Source organism: Mangrovibacterium diazotrophicum, assembly GCF_003610535.1.
Taxonomy (GTDB): Bacteria; Bacteroidota; Bacteroidia; order Bacteroidales; family Prolixibacteraceae; genus Mangrovibacterium; species Mangrovibacterium diazotrophicum.
In genome coordinates this window covers 3,351,578-3,373,177 of sequence record NZ_RAPN01000001.1, presented here as the reverse complement: position 1 = coordinate 3,373,177, position 21,600 = coordinate 3,351,578, and the positions used below count along the sequence as shown (strand labels likewise).

At 46.6% G+C, this 21,600-nt stretch carries 22 protein-coding genes and 1 riboswitch; of the genes, 5 read left to right on the top strand and 17 right to left on the bottom strand.

The genetic code is table 11. The annotated features are described in order from the left end of the window. Positions 1-15 precede the first annotated feature (15 nt). Together pheS and BC643_RS13270 are read left to right on the top strand one after the other, a co-directional pair. Entirely contained in the window at positions 16-1,035 is a 1,020-nt protein-coding gene (gene pheS, locus BC643_RS13275; RefSeq protein ID WP_120273546.1) for a phenylalanine--tRNA ligase subunit alpha, read from the top strand. Positions 1,036-1,172: 137 nt separating this feature from the next. Then, positions 1,173-1,667 carry a hypothetical protein gene (locus BC643_RS13270; protein WP_120273545.1) on the top strand — a complete coding sequence of 165 codons (495 nt, stop codon included), beginning with the start codon at positions 1,173-1,175 and terminating at the stop codon, positions 1,665-1,667. On the opposite strand, the gene BC643_RS13265 is transcribed toward BC643_RS13270, so the two are convergent. Beyond that, on the bottom strand, positions 1,664-2,314 hold the full coding sequence (locus tag BC643_RS13265) for an HAD hydrolase-like protein (RefSeq protein WP_120273544.1): 651 nt from the start codon (positions 2,312-2,314) through the stop codon (positions 1,664-1,666). The two genes, BC643_RS13270 and BC643_RS13265, sit on opposite strands and share 4 nt — an antisense overlap. Before the next feature lie 423 nt (positions 2,315-2,737). Between BC643_RS13265 and BC643_RS13255 the strand changes: the two genes are divergently transcribed. Together BC643_RS13255 and BC643_RS13250 are read left to right on the top strand one after the other, a co-directional pair. Further along, positions 2,738-3,718, top strand: a complete 981-nt coding sequence (locus BC643_RS13255) for a phosphotransferase (RefSeq protein ID WP_120273542.1) — start codon at positions 2,738-2,740, stop codon at positions 3,716-3,718. Positions 3,719-3,727: 9 nt separating this feature from the next. Further along, a complete protein-coding gene (locus BC643_RS13250) occupies positions 3,728-4,612 on the top strand; it encodes an inositol monophosphatase family protein (RefSeq protein ID WP_120273541.1) in 885 nt (294 codons plus the stop codon). 86 nt (positions 4,613-4,698) lie between these two features. Here the strand turns inward: BC643_RS13250 and cbiB are convergent, their stop codons facing one another. The 3 genes from cbiB to cobT (BC643_RS13235) form a co-directional block, all read right to left on the bottom strand. Next, positions 4,699-5,625 carry an adenosylcobinamide-phosphate synthase CbiB gene (gene cbiB / locus BC643_RS13245; RefSeq protein WP_120273540.1) on the bottom strand — a complete coding sequence of 309 codons (927 nt, stop codon included), beginning with the start codon at positions 5,623-5,625 and terminating at the stop codon, positions 4,699-4,701. Positions 5,626-5,680: 55 nt separating this feature from the next. Further along, positions 5,681-7,198: a cobyric acid synthase gene (locus tag BC643_RS13240; RefSeq protein WP_211338052.1), complete on the bottom strand. Its 1,518-nt coding sequence runs from the start codon at positions 7,196-7,198 to the stop codon at positions 5,681-5,683. Positions 7,199-7,630: 432 nt separating this feature from the next. Continuing rightward, entirely contained in the window at positions 7,631-8,704 is a 1,074-nt protein-coding gene (gene cobT, locus BC643_RS13235; protein WP_120273539.1) for a nicotinate-nucleotide--dimethylbenzimidazole phosphoribosyltransferase, read from the bottom strand. Positions 8,705-9,000: 296 nt separating this feature from the next. Between cobT (BC643_RS13235) and BC643_RS13230 the strand changes: the two genes are divergently transcribed. After that, positions 9,001-9,270: a hypothetical protein gene (locus BC643_RS13230; RefSeq protein WP_120273538.1), complete on the top strand. Its 270-nt coding sequence runs from the start codon at positions 9,001-9,003 to the stop codon at positions 9,268-9,270. Positions 9,271-9,549: 279 nt separating this feature from the next. Here BC643_RS13230 and cobC read toward each other — a convergent pair whose 3' ends face one another. The 13 genes from cobC to BC643_RS13165 form a co-directional block, all read right to left on the bottom strand. Further along, on the bottom strand, positions 9,550-10,089 hold the full coding sequence (cobC, locus tag BC643_RS13225; RefSeq protein WP_120273537.1) for an alpha-ribazole phosphatase: 540 nt from the start codon (positions 10,087-10,089) through the stop codon (positions 9,550-9,552). After that, complete coding sequence (locus BC643_RS13220; protein WP_120273536.1) at positions 10,086-10,838, bottom strand: adenosylcobinamide-GDP ribazoletransferase; 753 nt, start codon at positions 10,836-10,838, stop codon at positions 10,086-10,088. The genes cobC and BC643_RS13220 overlap by 4 nt, the downstream gene beginning before the upstream one ends. 84 nt (positions 10,839-10,922) lie before the next feature. After that, positions 10,923-11,933: a nicotinate-nucleotide--dimethylbenzimidazole phosphoribosyltransferase gene (cobT, locus tag BC643_RS13215; RefSeq protein WP_245994955.1), complete on the bottom strand. Its 1,011-nt coding sequence runs from the start codon at positions 11,931-11,933 to the stop codon at positions 10,923-10,925. A 63-nt stretch (positions 11,934-11,996) separates the two neighbouring features. Continuing rightward, positions 11,997-12,506, bottom strand: coding sequence for a bifunctional adenosylcobinamide kinase/adenosylcobinamide-phosphate guanylyltransferase (gene cobU / locus BC643_RS13210; protein WP_120273534.1), 510 nt, complete (start codon positions 12,504-12,506; stop codon positions 11,997-11,999). Positions 12,507-12,801: 295 nt separating this feature from the next. Then, complete coding sequence (locus tag BC643_RS13205; RefSeq protein ID WP_170154547.1) at positions 12,802-13,188, bottom strand: DUF4430 domain-containing protein; 387 nt, start codon at positions 13,186-13,188, stop codon at positions 12,802-12,804. 85 nt (positions 13,189-13,273) lie between these two features. Beyond that, positions 13,274-14,371 carry a YncE family protein gene (locus tag BC643_RS13200; RefSeq protein WP_120273532.1) on the bottom strand — a complete coding sequence of 366 codons (1,098 nt, stop codon included), beginning with the start codon at positions 14,369-14,371 and terminating at the stop codon, positions 13,274-13,276. Positions 14,372-14,380: 9 nt separating this feature from the next. After that, positions 14,381-16,315, bottom strand: a complete 1,935-nt coding sequence (locus tag BC643_RS13195; protein ID WP_120273531.1) for a TonB-dependent receptor plug domain-containing protein — start codon at positions 16,313-16,315, stop codon at positions 14,381-14,383. Between the two features lie 89 nt (positions 16,316-16,404). Then, positions 16,405-16,610, bottom strand: a riboswitch (cobalamin riboswitch). Between the two features lie 66 nt (positions 16,611-16,676). Further along, on the bottom strand, positions 16,677-17,444 hold the full coding sequence (locus tag BC643_RS13190; protein WP_120273530.1) for an NUDIX hydrolase: 768 nt from the start codon (positions 17,442-17,444) through the stop codon (positions 16,677-16,679). A gap of 73 nt (positions 17,445-17,517) precedes the next feature. Further along, positions 17,518-18,318, bottom strand: a complete 801-nt coding sequence (locus BC643_RS13185) for an ABC transporter ATP-binding protein (protein ID WP_120273529.1) — start codon at positions 18,316-18,318, stop codon at positions 17,518-17,520. Continuing rightward, complete coding sequence (locus BC643_RS13180) at positions 18,315-19,334, bottom strand: FecCD family ABC transporter permease (protein WP_120273528.1); 1,020 nt, start codon at positions 19,332-19,334, stop codon at positions 18,315-18,317. Before BC643_RS13180 ends, BC643_RS13185 begins: the two co-directional genes overlap by 4 nt. Before the next feature lie 120 nt (positions 19,335-19,454). Beyond that, positions 19,455-19,982 carry a cob(I)yrinic acid a,c-diamide adenosyltransferase gene (locus BC643_RS13175; protein ID WP_170154546.1) on the bottom strand — a complete coding sequence of 176 codons (528 nt, stop codon included), beginning with the start codon at positions 19,980-19,982 and terminating at the stop codon, positions 19,455-19,457. A 149-nt stretch (positions 19,983-20,131) separates the two neighbouring features. Next, on the bottom strand, positions 20,132-20,950 hold the full coding sequence (locus BC643_RS13170) for an ABC transporter substrate-binding protein (protein WP_120273526.1): 819 nt from the start codon (positions 20,948-20,950) through the stop codon (positions 20,132-20,134). Beyond that, a complete protein-coding gene (locus BC643_RS13165) occupies positions 20,950-21,597 on the bottom strand; it encodes a Dph6-related ATP pyrophosphatase (protein ID WP_120273525.1) in 648 nt (215 codons plus the stop codon). The genes BC643_RS13170 and BC643_RS13165 overlap by 1 nt, the downstream gene beginning before the upstream one ends. Positions 21,598-21,600: the final 3 nt, after the last annotated feature.

Genomic DNA, 21,600 nt, shown 5'->3' with positions numbered 1-21,600 from the left:
CAACAGCATACGAAGATGTTAGACAAAATCAAGCAATTAAAGGAAGAAATCGAGAATATCAGCGTTTCTGCGAAACAGGAAGTTGAAGAACTTCGCATCAAATACATCAGTAAAAAAGGGTTGATCAGTCAACTTTTTGCTGATTTCAAAAACGTGGAAGCTGAGCAAAAAAAGGCTGTTGGACAAGCGATTAACGAACTGAAAGAATTTGCTTTAAACAAGATAAACGAACTGAAAGAGAATTTCGAAGCGGCGGAACAAACCGGTGGAAAAACCGATTTGACCATGCCTGCCGAGCCATTGCGTGTTGGTTCCCGTCATCCCCTTTCAATCGTTCGTAACGAGATCATCGAGATCTTTGCCCGCCTAGGTTTCACGGTTGCTGAAGGACCTGAAATTGAAGACGACTGGCACGTATTTTCTGCTTTGAACTTCCCGCCGGAACACCCGGCCCGCGATATGCAGGATACTTTCTTCATTCAGAAAGATCCGGATGTTTTGTTGCGCACCCACACTTCGAGTGTGCAGGTTCGCGTGATGGAGAAAACACAGCCGCCAATCCGCGCTATTTTCCCGGGACGCGTTTTCCGCAACGAAGCCATTTCAGCCCGTGCGCACTGTATTTTCCACCAAATTGAAGGTTTGTATGTTGACGAAAACGTATCGTTTGCCGACCTGAAACAAACCTTGCTTTATTTCTCACGCGAGCTGTTTGGCGAAAAAACACAAATCCGTCTGCGCCCTTCCTACTTCCCGTTCACCGAGCCATCTGCCGAAATGGATGTGAGCTGCTCGATCTGTGGCGGAAAAGGCTGTAACGTGTGTAAATACACCGGCTGGCTCGAAATTTTGGGTTGCGGTATGGTCGATCCGAATGTTTTGGATCTTTGCGGTATCGACTCAAAAAAATACACCGGATTTGCATTCGGAATGGGTATCGAACGGATTACCATGCTGAAATACGGAATCAAAGACATTCGCCACTTCTTCGAAAACGATGTCCGTTTCCTGCGTCAATTCCAATCTACAATTTAGAATAGCGCTTCACAACATTCGAGAAAAACGGCCGTTACTAATCTCTGAAAGAGAGAATTCTGCGCTGCAAATTTGCGGTATTTAAACTTTTTTGTTAATTGCAGCAGGAATGTTTTTGTGACTTATGAAATAACGGTATGGAAGTAGTTTTCTATTTTGGGACCGCTGTACTTTACAGCATTTTTGCTGCGTACACCTCTGCGTATTTTGCAGCAACTCAGTATTGGGGTTTAAAGTTGACGTACACCAAATCGACCATCGATAACTTGGTGGCTAATGACAAAATCAACCATTACATGCAAACCATTAATGTGAATGGCTTGCAGAAGGCGATCACCACCAGGCGCCAAAAATTGAAATGGTACTTCCGTTTTTCCTTGAATTTCCCCCTGTTTTTGGTTGGAGCGCTATTATTCGAATGGTACATTCCGTTTTTAACCCTGCTCGGTGTTTTGTTCCTGAAAAATACAATCCGCCAGTTTCTGCCTCCGGCCAATTCTACAACCTATCTACAGAAGATTATTCGCGATTTGGAGGAACAATCGGTTCATTTCGAAAATCGCCTTCAGATGGAGGAAAAAGAAGCGTCAGACTTCTTTGTGCAGCAATTGCGATTGAAAGAAAGCGCTTAACCCAACAGTATTTCAGTTAGATCATCCACGTCGTCTGCAAAATAGTCGGGCTCCATTTGTTTCAGCTCTGCTGAATCGCCAAATCCGTAATCAACGGCAATCGTGGTCAGCTCGTTGGCTTTCCCGCCAACAACATCAAATTTGGTATCACCGATCATCGCAATCGCATGCGACGATTTCAACCGGTTTCGATCCATGAGGTTTGTGATTAACTCGGCCTTGGTTTGCAGCTCACTACCTTCGGCACCCTCTGTATCGTCGAAGTATCGGTCCAATTCAAAATGCCTTAAAATCGTCGACAGGAAAACCTCGTGTTTCGAGGTGGCAACATATAATTTTACCCCCTGCTCCACCAACTCTTCCAGCAAAAGTTTAAGCCCGGCATAAACTTCACCTTCATACATTCCGCGTTCACCGTAGTATTCACGAAACAAACGTGAACTAATTTCGATTTGCTTTTCGTTGAAGCCCAAAACCTCCTTCATCCCTTGCTGAATAGGCGGACCAATTAACCGATCGATAATTTCATCCGGGTCGTGATCCAGTCCCATCTGCTTTAAAACAAAGCGAAGTGCATTCAGCAAACCCGGTTTTGAGTTTATCAATGTACCGTCGAGATCGAAAATAAGATGTGTGAAATTGGCCATGTGCAAATCTTTCAGACAAAGAAAATGGAAAAATTGCTCTCCGTAAAACGAAACTCACACTCTTTCCCAAATAATCGCTTTTGTATTGGAGATTCAGCATCTGCAAAGGCCAAAAATGAAAATCATCAAATCATTTCAAACGAAACAATTAACAAAACTCACATTAATCGAATCCAGACGCACAATACTGCAAGCCACAAGTTCGTTTAGTCTAACAATCAGAGACAAAAACAACGACAATCTCAACCTAACCTCTACCCAATACGTATTTTCCAACGCTCAAAGCAGATTTCTTCAAGGCTTCGATACAGCAATGTAACTTCGAGGTTATGAAACAAAAATTTTACAGGTGTTTATCAGTAAAATACAATTGGAAATATAACTTTACAGACATACGAAAACCTATTTTAAAAGCAATTATTCATGAACGATCATTTTCTCTCAACACTCAAGCAGGTAACAGGGACCGAAGATTTGGGACGAACTGAGAACATTCAGAATCTTTGGAGTGGTTACGGAAAAATCATCCGGTACAATTTGAAAAATGCTCCGGAGAAGTCGGTCGTCGTCAAACACGTGCGACTATTGGATGGCAGTAAAAACCCCCGCGAATGGAACAGCGATCTCTCACACGAGCGCAAGTTAAAATCGTACCGGGTTGAAAGTTACTGGTACCAAAACTACAGTAAGAAATGTGACGAACATTGTCGCGTTGCCAATTGTCTGGCCGTAGAGCATTACGGCGACGAGGTACTGATGGTTTTGGAAGACTTGGACGACGCCGGATTTCCGAAACGCAAGGATCGGGTTACCTGGAACGAAGTGGAGATTTGCCTGGAATGGCTGGCCAACTTCCATGCTACTTTTCTGGGTGAAAAACCGGAGGGATTGTGGGAAACCGGTACCTATTGGCACTTGGAAACCCGTCATGAAGAACTGGAGGTGCTCAAGGACCTGGAGCTAAAAGAAGCTGCAGAAATAATCGATCAAAAACTGAGTGAAACGGCCTTCCCGACTTTCGTTCATGGTGATGCCAAACTGGCCAACTTTTGTTTTTCAGCCGATGGTAAATCGGTTGCAGCAGTCGATTTCCAATATGTTGGCGGTGGCTGCGGCATGAAGGATGTTGCCTACTTTATCGGCAGTTGCATGCTCGAAGAAGACTGCGAAGTGTTGGAAAGTCAAATTTTGAATACCTACTTCATCGCCTTGCAACAGGCTTTGACCAGGTTGGAGAAACAGGTTGATTTCGTTGCTCTGGAAAAGGATTGGCGGGCATTGTACTATGTTGCCTGGACCGATTTCCACCGCTTCCTGAAAGGTTGGAGTCCCGGCCATTGGAAAATCAACAGCTACAGCGAACGAATCAGCCGGAAAGTGATTTCTGAATTGACCACCCTCTAACTGAAAATAATGCAATTAACCGATCACGATTTGCAAATGCTGCGCGAAGCAGCCACTTCTGCGGCCCTGAAAGCCGGAAACCTGATTTCCTCTTACGCCACTAAAGAGCTCGATGTAAAACGGAAAGGAACCGGCGATTCGCTGGCTTCCGACGTGGTAACCGAAGTTGACGTGATGGCACAAGAGATCATCCTCGGAATGCTCGAAAAAGTGACGAAAATTTACGATTTGGGTACATTGGGAGAAGAAAGTGAGGACAACCGCGAACGCTTCGAGAAGGACTATTTCTGGGCTATCGATCCCATCGATGGAACGCTGCCGTTTATCAATCGTGAACACGGTTATTCGACCTCTATCGCCCTGGTTTCAAAAGAAGGCGAACCGGTTATCGGGGTCATTCTCGATCCCATGACCGGCAATCTGTATTACGCCGTGAAAGGACAGGGTGCTTTTTTCTGCGGCCTACCCTGGAAGGTTGAAGAACAAACCGATGCGCCATTGAGCTTCCTCAACGGTAAAAGCATGCTGGACTATCCGTTAAAAGACACCATCCTGAGTGAGATGGAAACGGTGAGCCAAAAACTGGGCTACACAGGAATGACCACCCAGTTTCAGGGCGGCGCGGCACTGATTGCCTGCTGGGTTCTAGAAAAAGCCCCAGCCTGTTACTTCTATTTACCAAAGAAAATTGAAGGTGGCGGAAGCATTTGGGATTTTGCCGCCAGTGCCTGTATTTTCAAGGAAGCCGGTGCCTGGATCAGCGACATCTACGGCAATCCACTCGATCTGAACCGCGCCTATTCAACCTTTATGAACCACCGTGGTGTGGTTTATGCAACTAGCGAGAAACTGGCTAAGGAGATTATTGCGGTTGGAAAGAAGCTGATTGAGTAGCGAGTCTTGAAAATAGGAGACACGAGTAAAAAGATAGAATCATCCCGAAGCAAGTTCGGGATTTTTTTTGCTATTGAGATACTGAACTAGATCAGGAACAAGTACCCCAACACGATCACCACCACCATCACCACAGTCGTAGCAGTATTCACATAAGCCGCAAACCAAAAATCACGGGTGGTGATTTGCTTTTCATGATGGCCGATGTAGGGCTTCTCGACCAACTTCCCATGATAAACGTTCGGGCCACCGAAACGGCATTTCAAAATACCAGCCAAAGCAGACTCAGGGTAACCGGCGTTGGGGCTGGCGTGTTGATGTCCGTAACGGAAAATATGCGTTAGCCCGCTCCAGCTCAGGCTAACCAAAACCATCAACAAAGCAGTCAGTCGGGCAGGGATCAGGTTGAGCACATCATCCAAACGGGCGGCAAACCAGCCATAGCTTTTAAAGCGCTCATTTTTGTACGCAATCATCGAATCGAGGGTGCTGACCATTTTAAAAGCGAAAAGCCCGGGAACGCCTCCTAAAGCATAAAAAAACAGGGGAGCGATCACCCCGTCGCTCAGGTTTTCGGCCATGGTTTCGAGCACTGCTGTGCGGATTTGCTGCTCATTGAGCTTCGTTGTATCCCGACCAACAATGAAGCTCAATTGTTTACGACCTGCTTCCAGACCGTCGCTCTTCAGTGCCCGAATCACCAGCCACGATTCGTAGATCAGGCTGCGATTGGCCAAACCAAAGAACACGCCACCCGAAGCGATCACGATGTAAATGATCGGGAATTGTTCCAACCACCCAAACGACAGGAACAGCACCAACCAGGTACCGCCCACTAACAGAACAGATGTCAGCGCACCTTTCAATTTGCGGTAGTTACCCTGATTAAATCGCTTTTCAAACCAACTGATCAGCCAGCCAAACAACCGGATGGGGTGCGGCAACCAACGCGGGTCGCCCAACAGGCAATCCAGTGCAAAACCAATTATTAAGGGGAGTATGAAGAGTTCCATGAGTTTTTCTTATTGAGGGTTTCACTCAAAGTGAAGCCCTCAATTGGCAATCTATTTATTCTTCTATTTTCATCACCGAGTACACGTAATCCATGTCCACATGGGCACGAACGTGATCGGCCAGTTTGTTGTACTGTTCTTCTTTAAATTTCGCGTAGTCGAATTCGGTCACTTCAGCCTTCAGCTGGTTGGCCTTCAACATTTCTTCAACTACTGCTTTGTTATCGAGGATTCCGTGCAGATAGCTTCCCCACAATTTCGGCGAAACCAGACAACCGTCGGTGCCACCCTCGTGCAGGGTACACAAGGGTTGCCCACCTTGCAGATCAGTAGTTCCCATGTGGATCTCGTACCCTGAGCAATCTTCGTCGCGACCGGCAAATTTGAATGCGGTCTGCACCGTGCGTTTGTCTTTGGTGAGTGTTGTAACTACCGGCAACAAACCGAGTCCGGGGATAGCTTCCACATCGCCTTCCACATGATAAGGATCGCGAATTTCTTCGCCCAAAATCTGGTAACCGCCGCAAATACCGTACACGCCTTTGCCCGCTTCGGCAGCCTGCAAAATCGCTTTCGCCAGACCACGCTCGCGCAAATACATCAGGTCGGAAATCGTGTTCTTGGAACCCGGAACCAGCACCAGATCAGCTTTGTCAATTTCTGCCGGGTTAGCCGAGTAATACAGGTTAACATCGGGCATACGCTCCAACATGTTGAAGTCGGTAAAGTTGCTCATGTGCTTCAGCAAAACCACCGCCACATTCACCTTGCCATCGTCCTTTACACTGCCGCGTTTGTAGTCGATCACCACGCTGTCTTCCTGCTCAATGTGAATGTCACTGAAATACGGAACCACGCCAATCACCGGAACACTGGTCAGCTCCTCCAGCATTTTGCGGCCATCGTGAAACAGCGCAATATCGCCCCGAAACTTATTGATGAGAATTCCTTTAATCAGCTTTCGTTCGGCCTCTGGCAGCAGTTTGATGGTGCCGTAAACACTGCCAAACACGCCTCCACGGTCGATGTCGGCCACGAGGATGGTTGGCGCACCGGTTGCCAGCGAAATACGCATATTGGTAATATCCTTATCCCACAGGTTCACTTCCGAGATACTTCCCGCCCCTTCCATCACAATCGGGTTGTATTTCGCATCCAGCGAGCGCCAGGCCTTCATCGCTTCGTCGAACAGAAACTGACGGTCGGTTTTCAGGAAATATTCCTGCGCCGATTGGTCGCCCAGCGGCTTACCGTTCAATACCACCTGCGACTTGGTATGGCTGGTTGGTTTCAACAAAATCGGGTTCATGGCGCTGAGGCAAGGTATACCACAGGCTTCAGCTTGAACTGCCTGCGCCCGTCCCAGCTCCAATCCTTCGGCACTGGCAAATGAGTTCAGCGACATATTCTGCGCCTTAAAAGGTGCCGGCTGGTAACCGTCCTGCTTAAAGATGCGGCAAAAAGCAGCGTTAATCACCGACTTGCCCACGTCGGAACCCGTACCCACAAACATGATGGGTTTCAGTTTCGAGTTATGCGTTGCGTGTTGTGTGTTATGTGTTTTATCGTTCATCTTCTTTTTTAGTCGTGAGACTTGAGTAATGAGTCTTCAGACAAGAACTCGTTACCATTTTACCCCCTAAAGGGGACTTAGCTCAAGCTTTTCAAATCATATTTCGCGTCGCCAATGTAGTCCTTGTTTATTCCCCCTTTAGGGAGTCAGAGGGTAAAAACAAGGACGAGCGTACTGCATCTCGGTGTTCTTTTTTAACCACTGAGTATAATGTGCTTTGCACAGAGTTTCGCAGAGTAGTCATGAGTATTGAGACATGAGACAAAACCTCAATACTCGTTACTCGCATCTCGTTACTTTCTTTTAACTAAAAGTTGCACCGGGTACATCAATTATTGACCACTAATGACTACTCAATGACAACCCAATGACCAACAATGACTATCAATGACCTCATCCAACTGAATACTGCGACTGATCACTGACCACTGATCACTTCTCCGCCTCTTCTTCAAACCGAATATGGCTGGTGTTTGTCACCTGACCTTCTTCAAACGAAGTCATCTCCGAAAGCACGGCTACCGCACCTTGCATCATAGGGTAAGCCAGTGCACCACCGGTTCCTTCACCCAAGCGGAGACCAAAAGCCAGTACCGGATCAGCGTTCATATATTCCAACATCTTATGGTGTCCCTGCTCGTCCGAAACATGCGCAAACACGGCATAATCAAGCACGCGTTTGTTCAGTTCCTGTGCCACCAGCATCCCGGCGGTGGTAATAAAACCGTCAACCAGGATCACCATGCGACGGACAGCTGCTTCGAACATGCCCCCGGCAATCGTGGCAATTTCCAGGCCACCAAAACGAGCCAAGTTCTCCATCACATTATCCGACACCCCGTGCTTTGCAAGGGCTTGTTCAATCACACGTCCTTTGTTCGACACGCCATCTTTATCCAAGCCCGCGCCCGGACCAACACAGTCCTTCACCGGGAGCCCGCAGATAATCGACATTAGTGCCGAAGCAGGCGTTGTGTTGCCAATTCCCATTTCGCCAAAGCCGATGATGTTGGTACCTTCGTAGTTAAACTTCGCCACAATGTGACGCCCGTTGTTAAAGGCCGCCATGCATTCTTCCATGGTCATGGCCGGCTCAAATAAAAAGTTGCGCGTTCCTTTTCGAACCTTGGCATCAATCAGTTTCGGGTGCGGGTCGAAATCAAAATTCACCCCGGCATCCACCACGTGCAGATCCATGCCGTACACCCGCGACAGCAGGCCGATGCCTCCACCGCCCTGAAGGAAATTGAGCACCTGTTGCCAGGTTATTTCCACCGGGCAGGCACTCACGCCCTCGGCACAAATCAGGTGGTCCGATGCCACCGTCAACATCACCGGTTTATGCAATTCCGGTGTCAGTGTATTTTGAATGAGCGCCACTTGCATGGCCAGCGACTCCAGGCGTCCAAGCGAACCTACTGGCTTGGCCTTGTTGTCGAGTTTATGCTGAATGGCTTCGCGTAATCCCTCGTTTATTTCAGGGACTTCAAATTCGTTTTGTTGCATTGGTTTTTTATTGATTTTTTCAGAAAAATACTCGTTGCTCCAATCTCAAAATACAATCCTGAAAGTGCGTCCAAAGATAGGCTTTTCAACCCGAAAAAATTTTGAAATACCAATAGGAATCCTGCTGTTTTAACTGGATTTAACAAGACCAATAAACCGATTTTTCTTATAAAAGCAACTCTTAAAAACTGACTTTATCCGATCCGAAAAAAACGTCCAAAAAACTTATTCGCCGAACCTGAATAACCAAGCATAATTATTGCTACTTTTAAAAGTCCTAACTAAATGAAACCATTATGAAACGCGTCATCCGCATTGTGGCCGGAATATTAACCGCCCTTCTTCCAATCACTGGTGCCGGAATGTTCTGTATTCTAATATACAACCAACTCCAATCAATTACCGGAATTATTGTGGCTTCGCTGCTCTTTTTGGGGGCTGTCTGGTTTGGAGTAATTGTCTTCAAATCCATCTACGCCCAGGGCTTCGTGAAATTTATTACACCGGTATTCGCCACGCCCGATCTGGATGAGCTTGCACCCGCAGAGGAAGAGGGGAAAAAGTGATCAGTTTCAGTGTTCATTTGGAAGAGGTCATTTAGTGTCATTCGGTTGTCATTGATGAAAAGAGAAATGAGTCGCGAGATACGAGTATCGAGTTTTTGCCTTATTACTTACGACTACTCCGTGCCACTCTGTGCAAAACTCATTATACTCTGTGGTTAAAAGAAAAAGAAATGTGGTATGCTCGTCCTTGTTTTTACCATCTGACTCCCTAAAGGGAGAACCAAACAAGGACTACATGGCGAAGTGTACCAAATCTTGAAATGTATTGAGTAGATTGTCTCAAGACTCAATACTAAACTCCAGTACCTGCCCGTAATCCACTTTATTTTGAAAGGCATCCAACGGAGAAGTGCCGTTAATCAGGCAATCCAAAGCCCGAAGAATACCACCATGAGCTACGATGGTCACGCTTTGAAAAGGGTGTTGCCGCAGCTCGTCCAAAAAATCCTTTGTCCGGTTAATCTGATCCTGAAACGACTCGCCATTCGGTGTTCTCACACGAACGAAGTCAGCAAACCAAGCCTGCGCTTCGGGGCTGTCGTCAATATCATTCCATTTCTGCATTTCCCAACTGCCGAAATTCAGCTCCATCAACCGGTCATCAAACACGATCGTTTCACGTGGAAACAAATCTTCAGCTAGCCTCCGGCAACGCGTCAACGGGCTACTATACACCGCATCATACTGATACCAATCGGCTTGCGCCTTTACAGCAGCCATTTCTTCGTCGTATGTTTTGGCTAAACAAACATCCGATTGGCCGTAACAAACGCCAGACGGCACATCAACCCGGGTATGTCGGATAGCTATGATTTTCATGAGATGGCTAGTAAACACAGATAAAACAGCACCTCAACCATTTGCTGCAAAGCACCAAGGCAATCACCGGTGTATCCGTCGATTTTGCGTTCGATGTATTTTTTGAATCCGAAGGTTAACAGCAATCCCAAAGGCAATACCACCGCCATCATTTGCCAGGGCAGAAAAGCCGTTGGCACCAATGCAAAAAGGATAGCCAAGAAGAGATCAGACTGCTTTCCCCGTTTCCCGATGGGCTTGGATTTACTGAGTTCGTCCTCGCGTGAATAGCGACTTGTAAAGATGATCATGACCGGCATCAGGCGGCTGAAGCCATGTGCAGCAACCATGGTTAACGGAATGACATAAACCGGCAGCGACTGAAGCGAAAGAAACTTTGTTCCCAACATGCCGATTAGCCCAACGGAACCATAAGTGCCGATCCGGCTATCCTTCATAATTGTGAAGATCTTTTCGCGGGTGTACCCACCGCCAAAACCATCGCAAAAGTCGGCAAAACCGTCTTCATGAAACGAACCGGTCAGCAGAATGGTTGCGAGCATACTCAGAAACACACTCAACGAAACAGGGAAGATCTGCACCAATCCATAGAAAACAGCAGCTCCAACTCCCCCGACAATCCAGCCAATCAGCGGCAAATAGCGCGTTGACCGGTTCAAACGTTCCGGCGAATACTCCAGTGTTTTCGGCACCGGAATGCGCGTGTAAAACATCAGCGCTGTCAGAAAGAGGTTGAGTTGTGTTTTCAAGATATTTGGATTATTAGATTATCAGAGAGTCGGATTGTCAGACAGTCAGAAGATCTGATAATCTAACGATCCGACAATCAGTTTTTACTCTTTATTCGAAACGCCGGCAGCTTCGAAGCTCGACATTTCATTCAGGAATGTCACCGCCGATTTGATAACCGGATAGGCAACTGCTGCACCTGATCCTTCGCCCAAACGCATGCCCAGTGACAAAACCGGCTCTGCCTTCAAGTGCTCCAAAACCAGTCGGTGCCCCTGTTCTTCAGAAGAATGGCAGAAGATACAGTTCTCGCGAACCGATGCATCAAACTGAATGGCGGTCAGGCAAGCCGCTGTTGTAATGAAGCCATCAACCAAAATAATCATGTTTTGCTTTTTGGCTTCCAACATGGCACCCGTCATCATGGCAATTTCGAATCCACCGAAGGTAGCCAAAGTTTCCTCAACTGATTCGGGTGTATATTTCTCAGAAACGGTCTTCAGCACCGAAATTTTGTAATCGAGCTTATCGCCCACCATGCCCGTACCACGGCCGGTACACTGCTCAATCGGCAAGTTCAAAAAGCGGTGCATCAGCAGTGACGACGCTGAAGTATTCGCGATTCCCATCTCCCCAAAACCAATGATGTTACATCCGCCGGCAGCTTCAGCTTTAACCAGTTCGGCTCCACGTTCAAGGGCATCACGACACTGAGCAATCGTCATCGCAGGTTCTTCCAGCATATTTTTGGTACCGTTGGCAACTTTACGATTCACCACCGGCAGATCAACCGGGAATTGGAAATCAACACCAGCATCAACCACTTTTAGGTCAATCCCGTTTTGCTTACAAAAAACATTGATGGCCGCTCCACCGGCGCAAAAATTCATCACCATTTGCCAGGTTACTTCCTTCGGATACGGACTGACTCCGGCATCAGCCAAGCCATGGTCGCCGGCAAATACCAGCATAGCCGGATTTTTCAATTCAGGTGTCAACGTATCCTGAATTTCTCCGATTTGAAGTGCAATCCGTTCCAATTGCCCCAAGGAGCCAGTTGGCTTAGTTTTCAAATCAATCTTTTGTTGTAATTGGTCTTTTAAAGAAGCTGTCATTATCTGGTTATTTGTTGTCATTGTTAGTCATTTTTCGTCTCGTTTCTCACAACTCATTATTCGCTACTTTATCTTCACCGGGATTCCGGAAACGAGTAAGTAAACGGCATCCGCTCCTTTGGCAATATGTTGGTTCATCCAGCCCTGCAAATCGGCGAACTTACGAGCCACTTCGTGCTCCGGATGAACGCCCATGCCCAACTCGTTGGTCACCACAATCAGCTCCATATCCAGCTGAATAAATTGTTCCCATTCGGTTTTCGCTGCATCCAGCGCTTCATCAAGTTTGTAACCGCTGTCGTGAAAAAAATTGGTAAGCCACAAGGTCACACAATCCATCAGGACCACCTTGCCACAGAAATCATGTTTCGAAAGCTGTTTTTCTTCCTCCACGTTCTCCCAACGCTCATCGCGATCGTCCTGGTGCCGTTTCACCCGTTGCGCAAAGTCCTCGTCCCAAATACGGGCCGTTGCCAGGTAAACGGGCCGTTCGCTTTTTTGCTCCGCCATTTCCTGGGCGAAGCTGCTTTTACCCGATCGGGCACCTCCGGTTACGAGTGTGATTTTTGCCATACCTTTAGTTCAAAGTTTCGAGTTTAAAGTTCCCAAAAGTAGTCTTGAGTCGCTAGTCATGAGTCGTGAGATATGAGAAAAAAATTCTATACTTGTTACTCGAGTCTCGTTAGTTTCTTTTAACTAACGAGTTGCACAGGGTACAACAACTAATGACCATTAATGACTACTCAATGACAATTGAATGACCACAAATGACCGTTTCAACTCGCGACTCGCATCTCATGACTCATGACTTCTTTTAACCACAGCGGGTAATGATTTTCACAAGGTAAAAACTGAACACTGCGACTGATCACTTCTTATCAACCGTGCAGGAGCAAACATCCTCCACGTAGCGCCAGCTGATGGTATCGCCGGGTTTTACGATTTGGCTGATGGCCAGTTTCGGCTTCTCCCCATTAACGGTGTAGTACCAGGCCATTTCACCACGGACACCATTCACGCCATTAATACCGGTTACAAAAACATACTGGCTGACCGGGTGCGTTTTAACATCGGCGGCATATTGCAAGGCTTCGAGAGCAGTCATTTTCTCCTGACATTCAACCTGAACTGTTTCTGTTTTCTTTTGCTCGCCGTAGTTAATTTCAACTGTCACGAACCGGGATTTACCGGCCACTGCTGCCAGGCTGATGGTCAACATCAGCACAACGGTTGATAAAAATGCGGTTAGTCTCATTTTGGGTTTGTTTTGGTTTTTTATTGAAACACGAACACTACCCCTGCAAAACAAGGGTAGCATTCGCATTTATAGTCAATTTATACTAGTCTAAAAACAAAGCCATAGCTGGCGCTGCACCGACTGTCTTCGTATCCTCGTAAGTTCCGTCTGCACTGTAAATTTGCATTGTACCCTTTGTGGTGCTACCGTTGCTTACAAACACATAAATATCTCCGTTTTCTGGATTCACAGATACACCGTTGATACCAGTAACATCACTCAATAAGGCTGTTGATTCAAAAGCACCCGAAGCAACATCGAAAATTTGCACTCCTCCAACCAAATTCCAGCTGGCATCATAGCTCGCAGCTACAACGTATACTTTCGTCTCATCCTTGCTTAACGCAATAACCGAAGCGTAAGCAGTGCTCACATTATCCAAATCATAAACCGTTAATACATCTGTTGTAGTATTGATGTAACCCAAACCAGTTTGTGTTGCAGCGTGTGTATATGAACTAATCAAAGCAACGTAAAGGTTTCCACTGTCATCTTTTATTAAGCTGCTTGCAACTGCCGGAGTTTCGATGTAACTGATAGCTTCTGTCGTCAAATCTATAACTGCAACCGATTGGCTGTAGTTCAGTGCCGCATACAGTTTCCCGTTCGAGATTTGAAGTCCTTCTGGACCTCCCGGCAAACTGATTGTTTCTTCTACGTTGCCCGTCAGTACGTTGTATTTTACGATGTAACTGTCTGGCAAATCAACCCAATCCGGATTTGCTCCCCAGCAAGAAATGTACAGGTAGTCACCGTATCCTGCACAGGCACGTGGTTTCACGATTGATGTTGTGATGGTGTCCTGGATAACGAAAAGCTCATTTACTAAAATAATATTGTCAGGCTCATTATTCATTAAATAAATTGTCCCATCGTAATTGTACGCAAATTGAGGAGCTGAAGTAATTGGTGAATAATCATTCTGAAGTTGGTAATAGTACTGCGTTACTTCGTCATCGGTATAATTGTACTTTGTGATTGACGAAGATCCAACTCCGTAGCCACCATAGTTCACAATGTAAGCACCTTCAATCTGATCGCTGTATGATGAATCTCCGTTGTCATCATCGTCGTCGGAACATGAGCTAAACAAAGCTACTGAGGCCAAAAAGAAAGGTAAAAGTTTAAGTAATTTTTTCATGATGTATCTCTATTTGTTTTTATTGAAATTTAAATCCGTAGAAAGGGTGAAACGATAGTTTCGCCCCCACATAGCATAGTCTGGCTGATTTTGATAATCTTTATCCAACAGGTTATTGATCGCAAAACTCAGTTTAAAATCCTGACCTTTTATTTTCAGCCCGCGTGACACGCCACAATTCATCAGAACATAAGCATCCAAAACCGTTCCATCAGGTGATAAAGCGTTACCGGTATGATCTGCCAAACGCTCGCCCGTGTATACGGCATCCGCAAAAGCCGACCAAAGTCCCCGTTTCGCCATCAGGTACGCATTCCCCATGTGTTTAGGCGTATAAATCAGCTCGGTCCCAACCAAACTCGAAACTTCGTCTTCTTTTATTTCAGTTGGGTTGAAGGTGTAGTTTAGTCGAAAGTTCATTGTCGTTTTATTCAGGAAAATATCGCTATTCGAAGTAAATTCTATCCCTTTACTAATCACCCGAGAGCGGTTTTCAGGTTCCCAACCCACACTTCCTGGTCGCCATTCAATCCAATCTTTCACATCCATATAAAAACCACTGACTTTGATGTCTGACTGGAATGAAGCCGAGCAATATTGATACTGGAGTGCCAGCTCATAATTCATTCCTTTTTCCGGCTTCAAGTCAGCGTTACCAACTTCAGGCCAAAATCGGTCGTTAAAGGTGGGTATGCGATAGCTTTTCGCCAGATTACCGGTTAGTTTAAACGCCGAAACATCCGTAAGCAACAACCGGTACTCGGCTCCAAAAGAAGGTGTTAGAGGCGCTTTGAAATCAGTCACCAACTCCTGACGCAGGTTCAAGGTCAGCTTCAAGGTATTCAAAGGCAGGTAAAAAGACGATAGGTAGAAAGATGCTCGCTGTTCATAGTCGATATCATCCGACGAGTAAGCATATACATTCGGTTTGATGTAGGTATATTTTGCACCAAACTTGTAGCCAAAGTTAGCCTGCACATCCTGTTTGGCCTCCACCTCTGCGATCAGCCGATTTGTTCCGATTTTCTGCAATTCATTTGAATTGTACAGCTGCATGTCATGCACAAAACCCAAGCCTCCTTTATATTGAAGGGCGTGTTTCCGGTTCTCATATTCCGACCAGATGCGGATGTGTTTATTATCCAGCGTCTCTCCTGCTGCATTTAATGGATGTTCACTCATCAGGGCCTGTACCTGGTGCCAGTCGTGTTCCAGCCAAACCGCCGTTTTCCACCATTCTTTCGCATTAAACCGGTAATTCAGTTCCTGTATCATTCCCATGTTCTCGATCATCGCATTTTGCTGGTCAAACTTTTTCCCATCGCTAGGCCGTGTAAACGGAAAGTCGTTCTTTAGCATGTGATAGTACAACCGTGTAACCGACTCAAACTTGCCATTTCCAACAAACACCTTGGCCCCATACAATTGCTCACCAAACGATCCTTGCGAAACAGTTGCTTTTACGCGGGCACCATCCGTCCAATCGTTGCTCAGGCCCAGGTAAACAGCACCACCAATCGAACCGGAACCGTTCACCGCCGAGGATGATCCGTACTGCAAATCAATACCATCGAACAAGTAGACCGGCACACTCGAAAAATCGGAATGCCCCAGCGTCAGTGAGTTGATGTTGATACCCCCAAAGTTCACTGAGGTGTGATCCGCAGCAGTTCCGCGAATCCGGATTGTTGACAAACCACCTGCATTTGACTTCAGATAAATCGGCGTGAATTGCATCAATAATTGATCGAGGGCCCCCGATTGGGCAGTTTCAATTTGATCAGTGGGGATGGACTCCACCTTTGCACCAGCCTGGTACTTTTTGTAAGGGGCATAGGTCGCCACCTCGTGTAAGAGAACAGAATCGGCCAATTGCTCTTCCTGGGCAAACAAACTACCCGATAAAAAAGCCAACAAACCAAAAGATAGAACAAACCTTCTCATTTCTTTTTTCAGAATATGAGCTTAGGATAAAATTGTGAAAAATACCTGATTATACTATTTCACCAGCTTTATTCCCGAAGCTATTGTTAATACTTAAAAAGATTATGGCAGGTCTTCTGGCTCACCTCTCTTTCTGATGCCTTCCCGTCTCGCTTGTTTGGAAACAGTGGCAGGGGTTTCAGAAAGATTACCGAGGTTTACAGCTGCGGGTACAGCTCCGGATTTACACCGGATTCCCTTTTCATCCGGATCCGACAACTGCCGGATCGCTGGAACCAAATCCGCGACAAAAGTAGGAATTATTTTTGTCGGACTTCATGAAGTCCTTAAAATTCCTTAAAAATTCAAGTTCTGCTAACGATCACCAATCACCGGAAAGACCATCCGTCAGTGCTCTGTTGTAAACATCCAAATCGAAGCTGTATAGATAAGGTGCCTTGTAGGCAACACCTGTCCGGCGTTCGGGCAATCGCTTCACAATTTTGTAGCTTAATATTTTACGTTGGAAGTTGCGACGATCGAGTTCACGTCCCAAAATCGTTTCGTAGAGCTTTTGCAGCTCGGGCATGGTAAATTTCTCGGGCAGCAAGTTGTAACCAATTGGTTGATAGCGCAACTGCAAACGAAGCGTTTCCAATGCCGCTTCCAAAATTTCGTTGTGATCCATCATCAGTGAGCAAACTTCCTCAACGTTCTTCCATTCGCATTTCGACGAATACAAATCAGGCTGCGGGTTGACTTTCGAAAACTCGATCAATGCATAAAAACCAACCGACAAAAAGCGTTGATTTAACCAATCGAAGTTCTCCATGCTGATGCCTGCTTTCTGCATCGAATCGGGTTTGAAGCCGGGGTTTTTCCGCTCCGGATCGCTGAATACACGGAATTGTGTCAGGAAGATTTCGTCGACTCCGGTTCGTTCCTGCAGAATGCGGGTAGCTGCCTCCTCAAGTGTTTCTTTGTGGCGAACAAATCCGCCCGGTAATGCCCACTCTTCGAAGAAGTTTGACTCGAGCAACAACACTTTCAACTGGTTTTCGTGAAATCCGAAAACCACACAGTCAATCGATAAATGAGACAGGTATTCTGAAGAAGGAGAATTCAGGTTGATTTCGCTTTTGATAGTCATGCTAGTTAAATAATTTAGCTCAAATTAAACATTTTCAGCAGACTTCTCAAAGATTGTGTCACTGAAACATCATTTAACGATTCTTCATCATTTTCTCGCTAACCAAAAAGATCACCGGTTTATTGGAATACGGGTTGATTCGGGTGATTACCGGGGTCTTGTAAACCTCTTCGATCGTTTCGAAAGTAAGTACATTTTCCGGTTTTCCTTGCAGAAATATTTTCCCCTCCCGGAACATAATTAACTGATCGCAGTACTCGGAAGCCAAATTGAGATCGTGAACAACCATCAAAACTGTTAATCCCATTTCGTCATTCAACCGTTGAAGCAAATTCAGAATGCGTACCTGGTGGGTAATATCGAGGTGGGATGTTGGTTCATCAAGCAAAAGCAACTCCGGTTCCTGTGTTAATGCCCGGGCAATGGCTGCACGTTGTTGCTCACCGCCACTGAGCTCGGTCATCAGCTTGTCTTTGTGCTTCAAAACACCGGTCAACTCCATGTATTTTTGAGCCAGCTCGTAGTCTCGTTTCGTCTCGAAAAACTGAAATCGTGAATGATACGGCATGCGCCCCATCAGCACGTAATCCTCGACAGTGATTTGCCCGGCATCAACCGTTTGCGTAACAATGGCAATATTTTGCGCGCGTTTTTGCAGCGAGAGTTCTTTCAGATTTTTACCCTGCAGGCGAACTTCTCCCGCCAAGGTTGAAAGTGTCCCGGTGATGCCCCGGAACAAGGTCGTTTTGCCCGATCCGTTCGGGCCGATGATGCCGGCAAAAGTTCCCCGCTCCAAACTGAAGCTGATATCCGACAAATGGAAGGACGGATAGCCACAGGAGAATTGCTTTATTTCGAAGAAGTTTGCGCTCATACCAGGTTCTTTTTACGGCTCATCATCAAAATAAACACCACCCCGCCGATGATACCGGTAATAACGCCAATCGGCAGTTCGTTGGGCGCAATAATGGTTCGGGCAACCACATCCGAGAGAACCAAAAACGACCCGCCAAACAGAAACGAACTGATCAGCAGAATGCGGTAGTCAGATCCGAAAACCAATCGCAACAGGTGCGGAATAATGAGGCCCACAAAGCCGATCACACCGGCAACTGCTACACAAATACCCGCCAGCAAAGAGGCCAAAATAAAGAGCACCCTGACTGCCACATTGGTATTGATTCCCAGATGCATTGCTTTTTCTTCACCCAAACGCAAAGCATTTAAAGGTTGAACGAAGAAGTACGACAGCACCAGCACAATCAAACTTGTAATCAGCGTGAGCCAGATCAGGAAAGTGTCCGGTTCGTCCAGCGAGCCCATGATCCAGAAAATAATACCGTGAAGGTTTTCACTGGTGCTGATGGACATGAGGAACATCATGGCTGACGAAGCCACAAAACTCACCATGACACCGGTTAGCAGCATGCGTTGAATATCGATTGTTCCGCGACGGGAACTGATGGTATAAACAAGGAAAATAATCAGGAAAGCGCCGATAAAACCCGAGACCGGCAACATGAAAGAGCCGAGCGACAGCTGCAAGCCAAACACGATGGTTATGGCCACCCCCAGGGAAGCACCGCCGGAAATTCCCAGTGTGAATGGCTCGACCAGCGGGTTGCGGTAAATACCCTGCAGAATAACACCTGCCAGACTCAAAGCACCGCCAACTGCCAAACCCAAAATAATACGCGGCAAGCGAACCTGCCGAACCAGCATGTATTCAATGCTCGTGTGATCACCTCCGGCAAAAAGCATTTTCAGCGCGTCGCCGAGGCCGATTTTCATTTCACCTGAGCTTAACGACAGCAGCACCGCAAAAAGCAGCAAAGCTGCCAGTCCAATCACGGCTAGCAACCATTTCAGGTATTTCGGGTTATTTTTCAATATGCAAATTCCAAGTTTTAAATTCCAAATTCTAAGAGCCTCAGCTAGCTTTCTTCTCTCCTTTTCATACCCTCCCAGCACTCACAATCATTCAGATTGACCTCAGCGAAAAGGTAATTGCTAAAACTCGATCCCTTTCCGGCTCGGAATACCTTGCTGGTAGGGATGTTTAACCATGTTGATTTCGCTGACGTAATCGGCCCGTTCAATCAGCTTTGCCGTGGCACCGCGACCAGTCAATACAAGCTCAGTTCCTTCCGGTTTCTGATTCACGAAGTCCAAAAGTACATCTTCTTCCAGAAAACCGTCGCGAACAGTGATCAGAATTTCGTCCATGATCATCAAATCAGGCTTTGCCGTTTGCAGGTAGCCCGACAAAAACACCAAAGCTTCGGCCACCTGTTTTTGCAACATTTCGGGCGTCACTTCCTTGTTGAAATGCGGGTGGCCATCGGTAAATCCGAAAATGGTTGCACCCAAGGCTTTCAGGCTGTCAATCTCGTGATAGCCGTACAATTCAGGGCGTTTCATAAAGTGGCAATAGGTCACTTTAAACCCCTGCCCCAACGCCCGAGCACCCAAACCAACCGAGCAGGTCGTTTTCCCCTTCCCAGTTCCGGTGTATATGTGAACAAGTCCTTTTTTCATTCTTAATTTATTTAGTGTTGAGTCGTGAGACACGAGTAATAAGACTTCTTTTCTCATTTAAACACAGAGTATCCAATGCGTTGAAGTGAAACGACCACTGAAACTGCGACTTTCTCACTCACGACTCAATACTCGTGTCTCACGACTTTTTAATTATAAATCAGTCCAATCATTTGCTCCAGCGCATCAACGAAATCGAGCGGCGTGGGGCTGCATGTTTTTTCAGAATCGAGTACAAAAATTTTCTTGTTTTTCACCGCATTGAGGCTCTTGTAGCTCTCCCACTTGTCCTTCTCATCGGCGCTGAGTGAGCCCATCAGAATGACAAAAATGACATCAGGATTGCGTACCAACACACCTTCGCGGGTGATGCTTCCTATTTCCAGGTCACCGGCAATGTTCTCGCAAGCCGAGAAGTCGATAAAGTCCTGCATAAAGGTATTTGGAACCACCGTAAACAGCGGATTGGCACCAATCTGCATAAACACCCGTGGCTTGTGATCAGTCTTTGGAACTGTAGCCATCACCTTTGCCAAGCGTGCCCGCGACTCTTTCACCAACTTTTCAGCCAGTTCTTTTCGGCCTATCTTTTCACCCAAACGAAGTAAATATTGACACATCTCCTCGTACGATTTCGGATAAGGGAAATACATGGTTTCTACGCCAAGTTTCTCAAAAGTCCGTGTCGTTTCGGGGCTGGTCAGCGAACTGGTCAATACCAAGTCCGGCTTAAGCATCATGGCTTTCTCCAGGTTCACTTTTACGGCCGAGGCCACCACTTCAGCATCATCCGGATCCTGCAAGGTGCAGAAACTGGTACAGCCTACCAACAGATCTTCGGCGCCCAACATGTACAGACTTTTGGTCAGCGAGGGAGCCAGCGAGATAATGCGCTTAGGCGTCTGCGCCTGCCCCGACAACACCAAAAGGGCAAATAACAGGGATAAATAAAATTTCAATTTCTTCATTAATTCAAGGGTAAATACCAGTGGTTTTTATCGAAATAAGACTGTCCGTGTTTTACGGATACACGATGCCGAAAGATTGGACCGTCGATCACAAAGCTGTGAAACTCGCCATTCTCGGCACAAATGTCCACGCCCTCCATCGCCTCCAGCTCAGCAATCATCTGCGCGTCGAAAATTCGGCCCAGATATGATTGCGGCAGCGGTTCATTCCGCACAGCAACCACCAGCGGCTGATAGCCTTCCAATAACAGTTCGCGTGCCAAACCATTGGTCGTGTTACCCCAAATCGGGAAAATGGCTGCGATACCCATTTCGCTGCAAACACGTTCAATCCAGGTTCGATGCTCCATCAGGTAGATGTCCCCAAAAACAACACCTTCCAGACGCTCAGCTTTCAGTTCGGCAATGGCTGCTTTGAAATCTTTTTCGTACTCGCCGTTGCGCGTTTCGGGTTGGATGAGACGCAAACCCAAAGCATCGGCCTGCCGCTGGATGAGTTCTTTTTTCAGCCCGTGTGAACGGGATAACTGCGAATCGCGGTCGCACATGTTCAGCAAGCCCATCACCCGGTGGCTTCCTGATTTGAGCGTACGATGCAAAGCCAACATACAGTCCTTGCCGCCGCTCCATGAAACAAATACATTCATTTC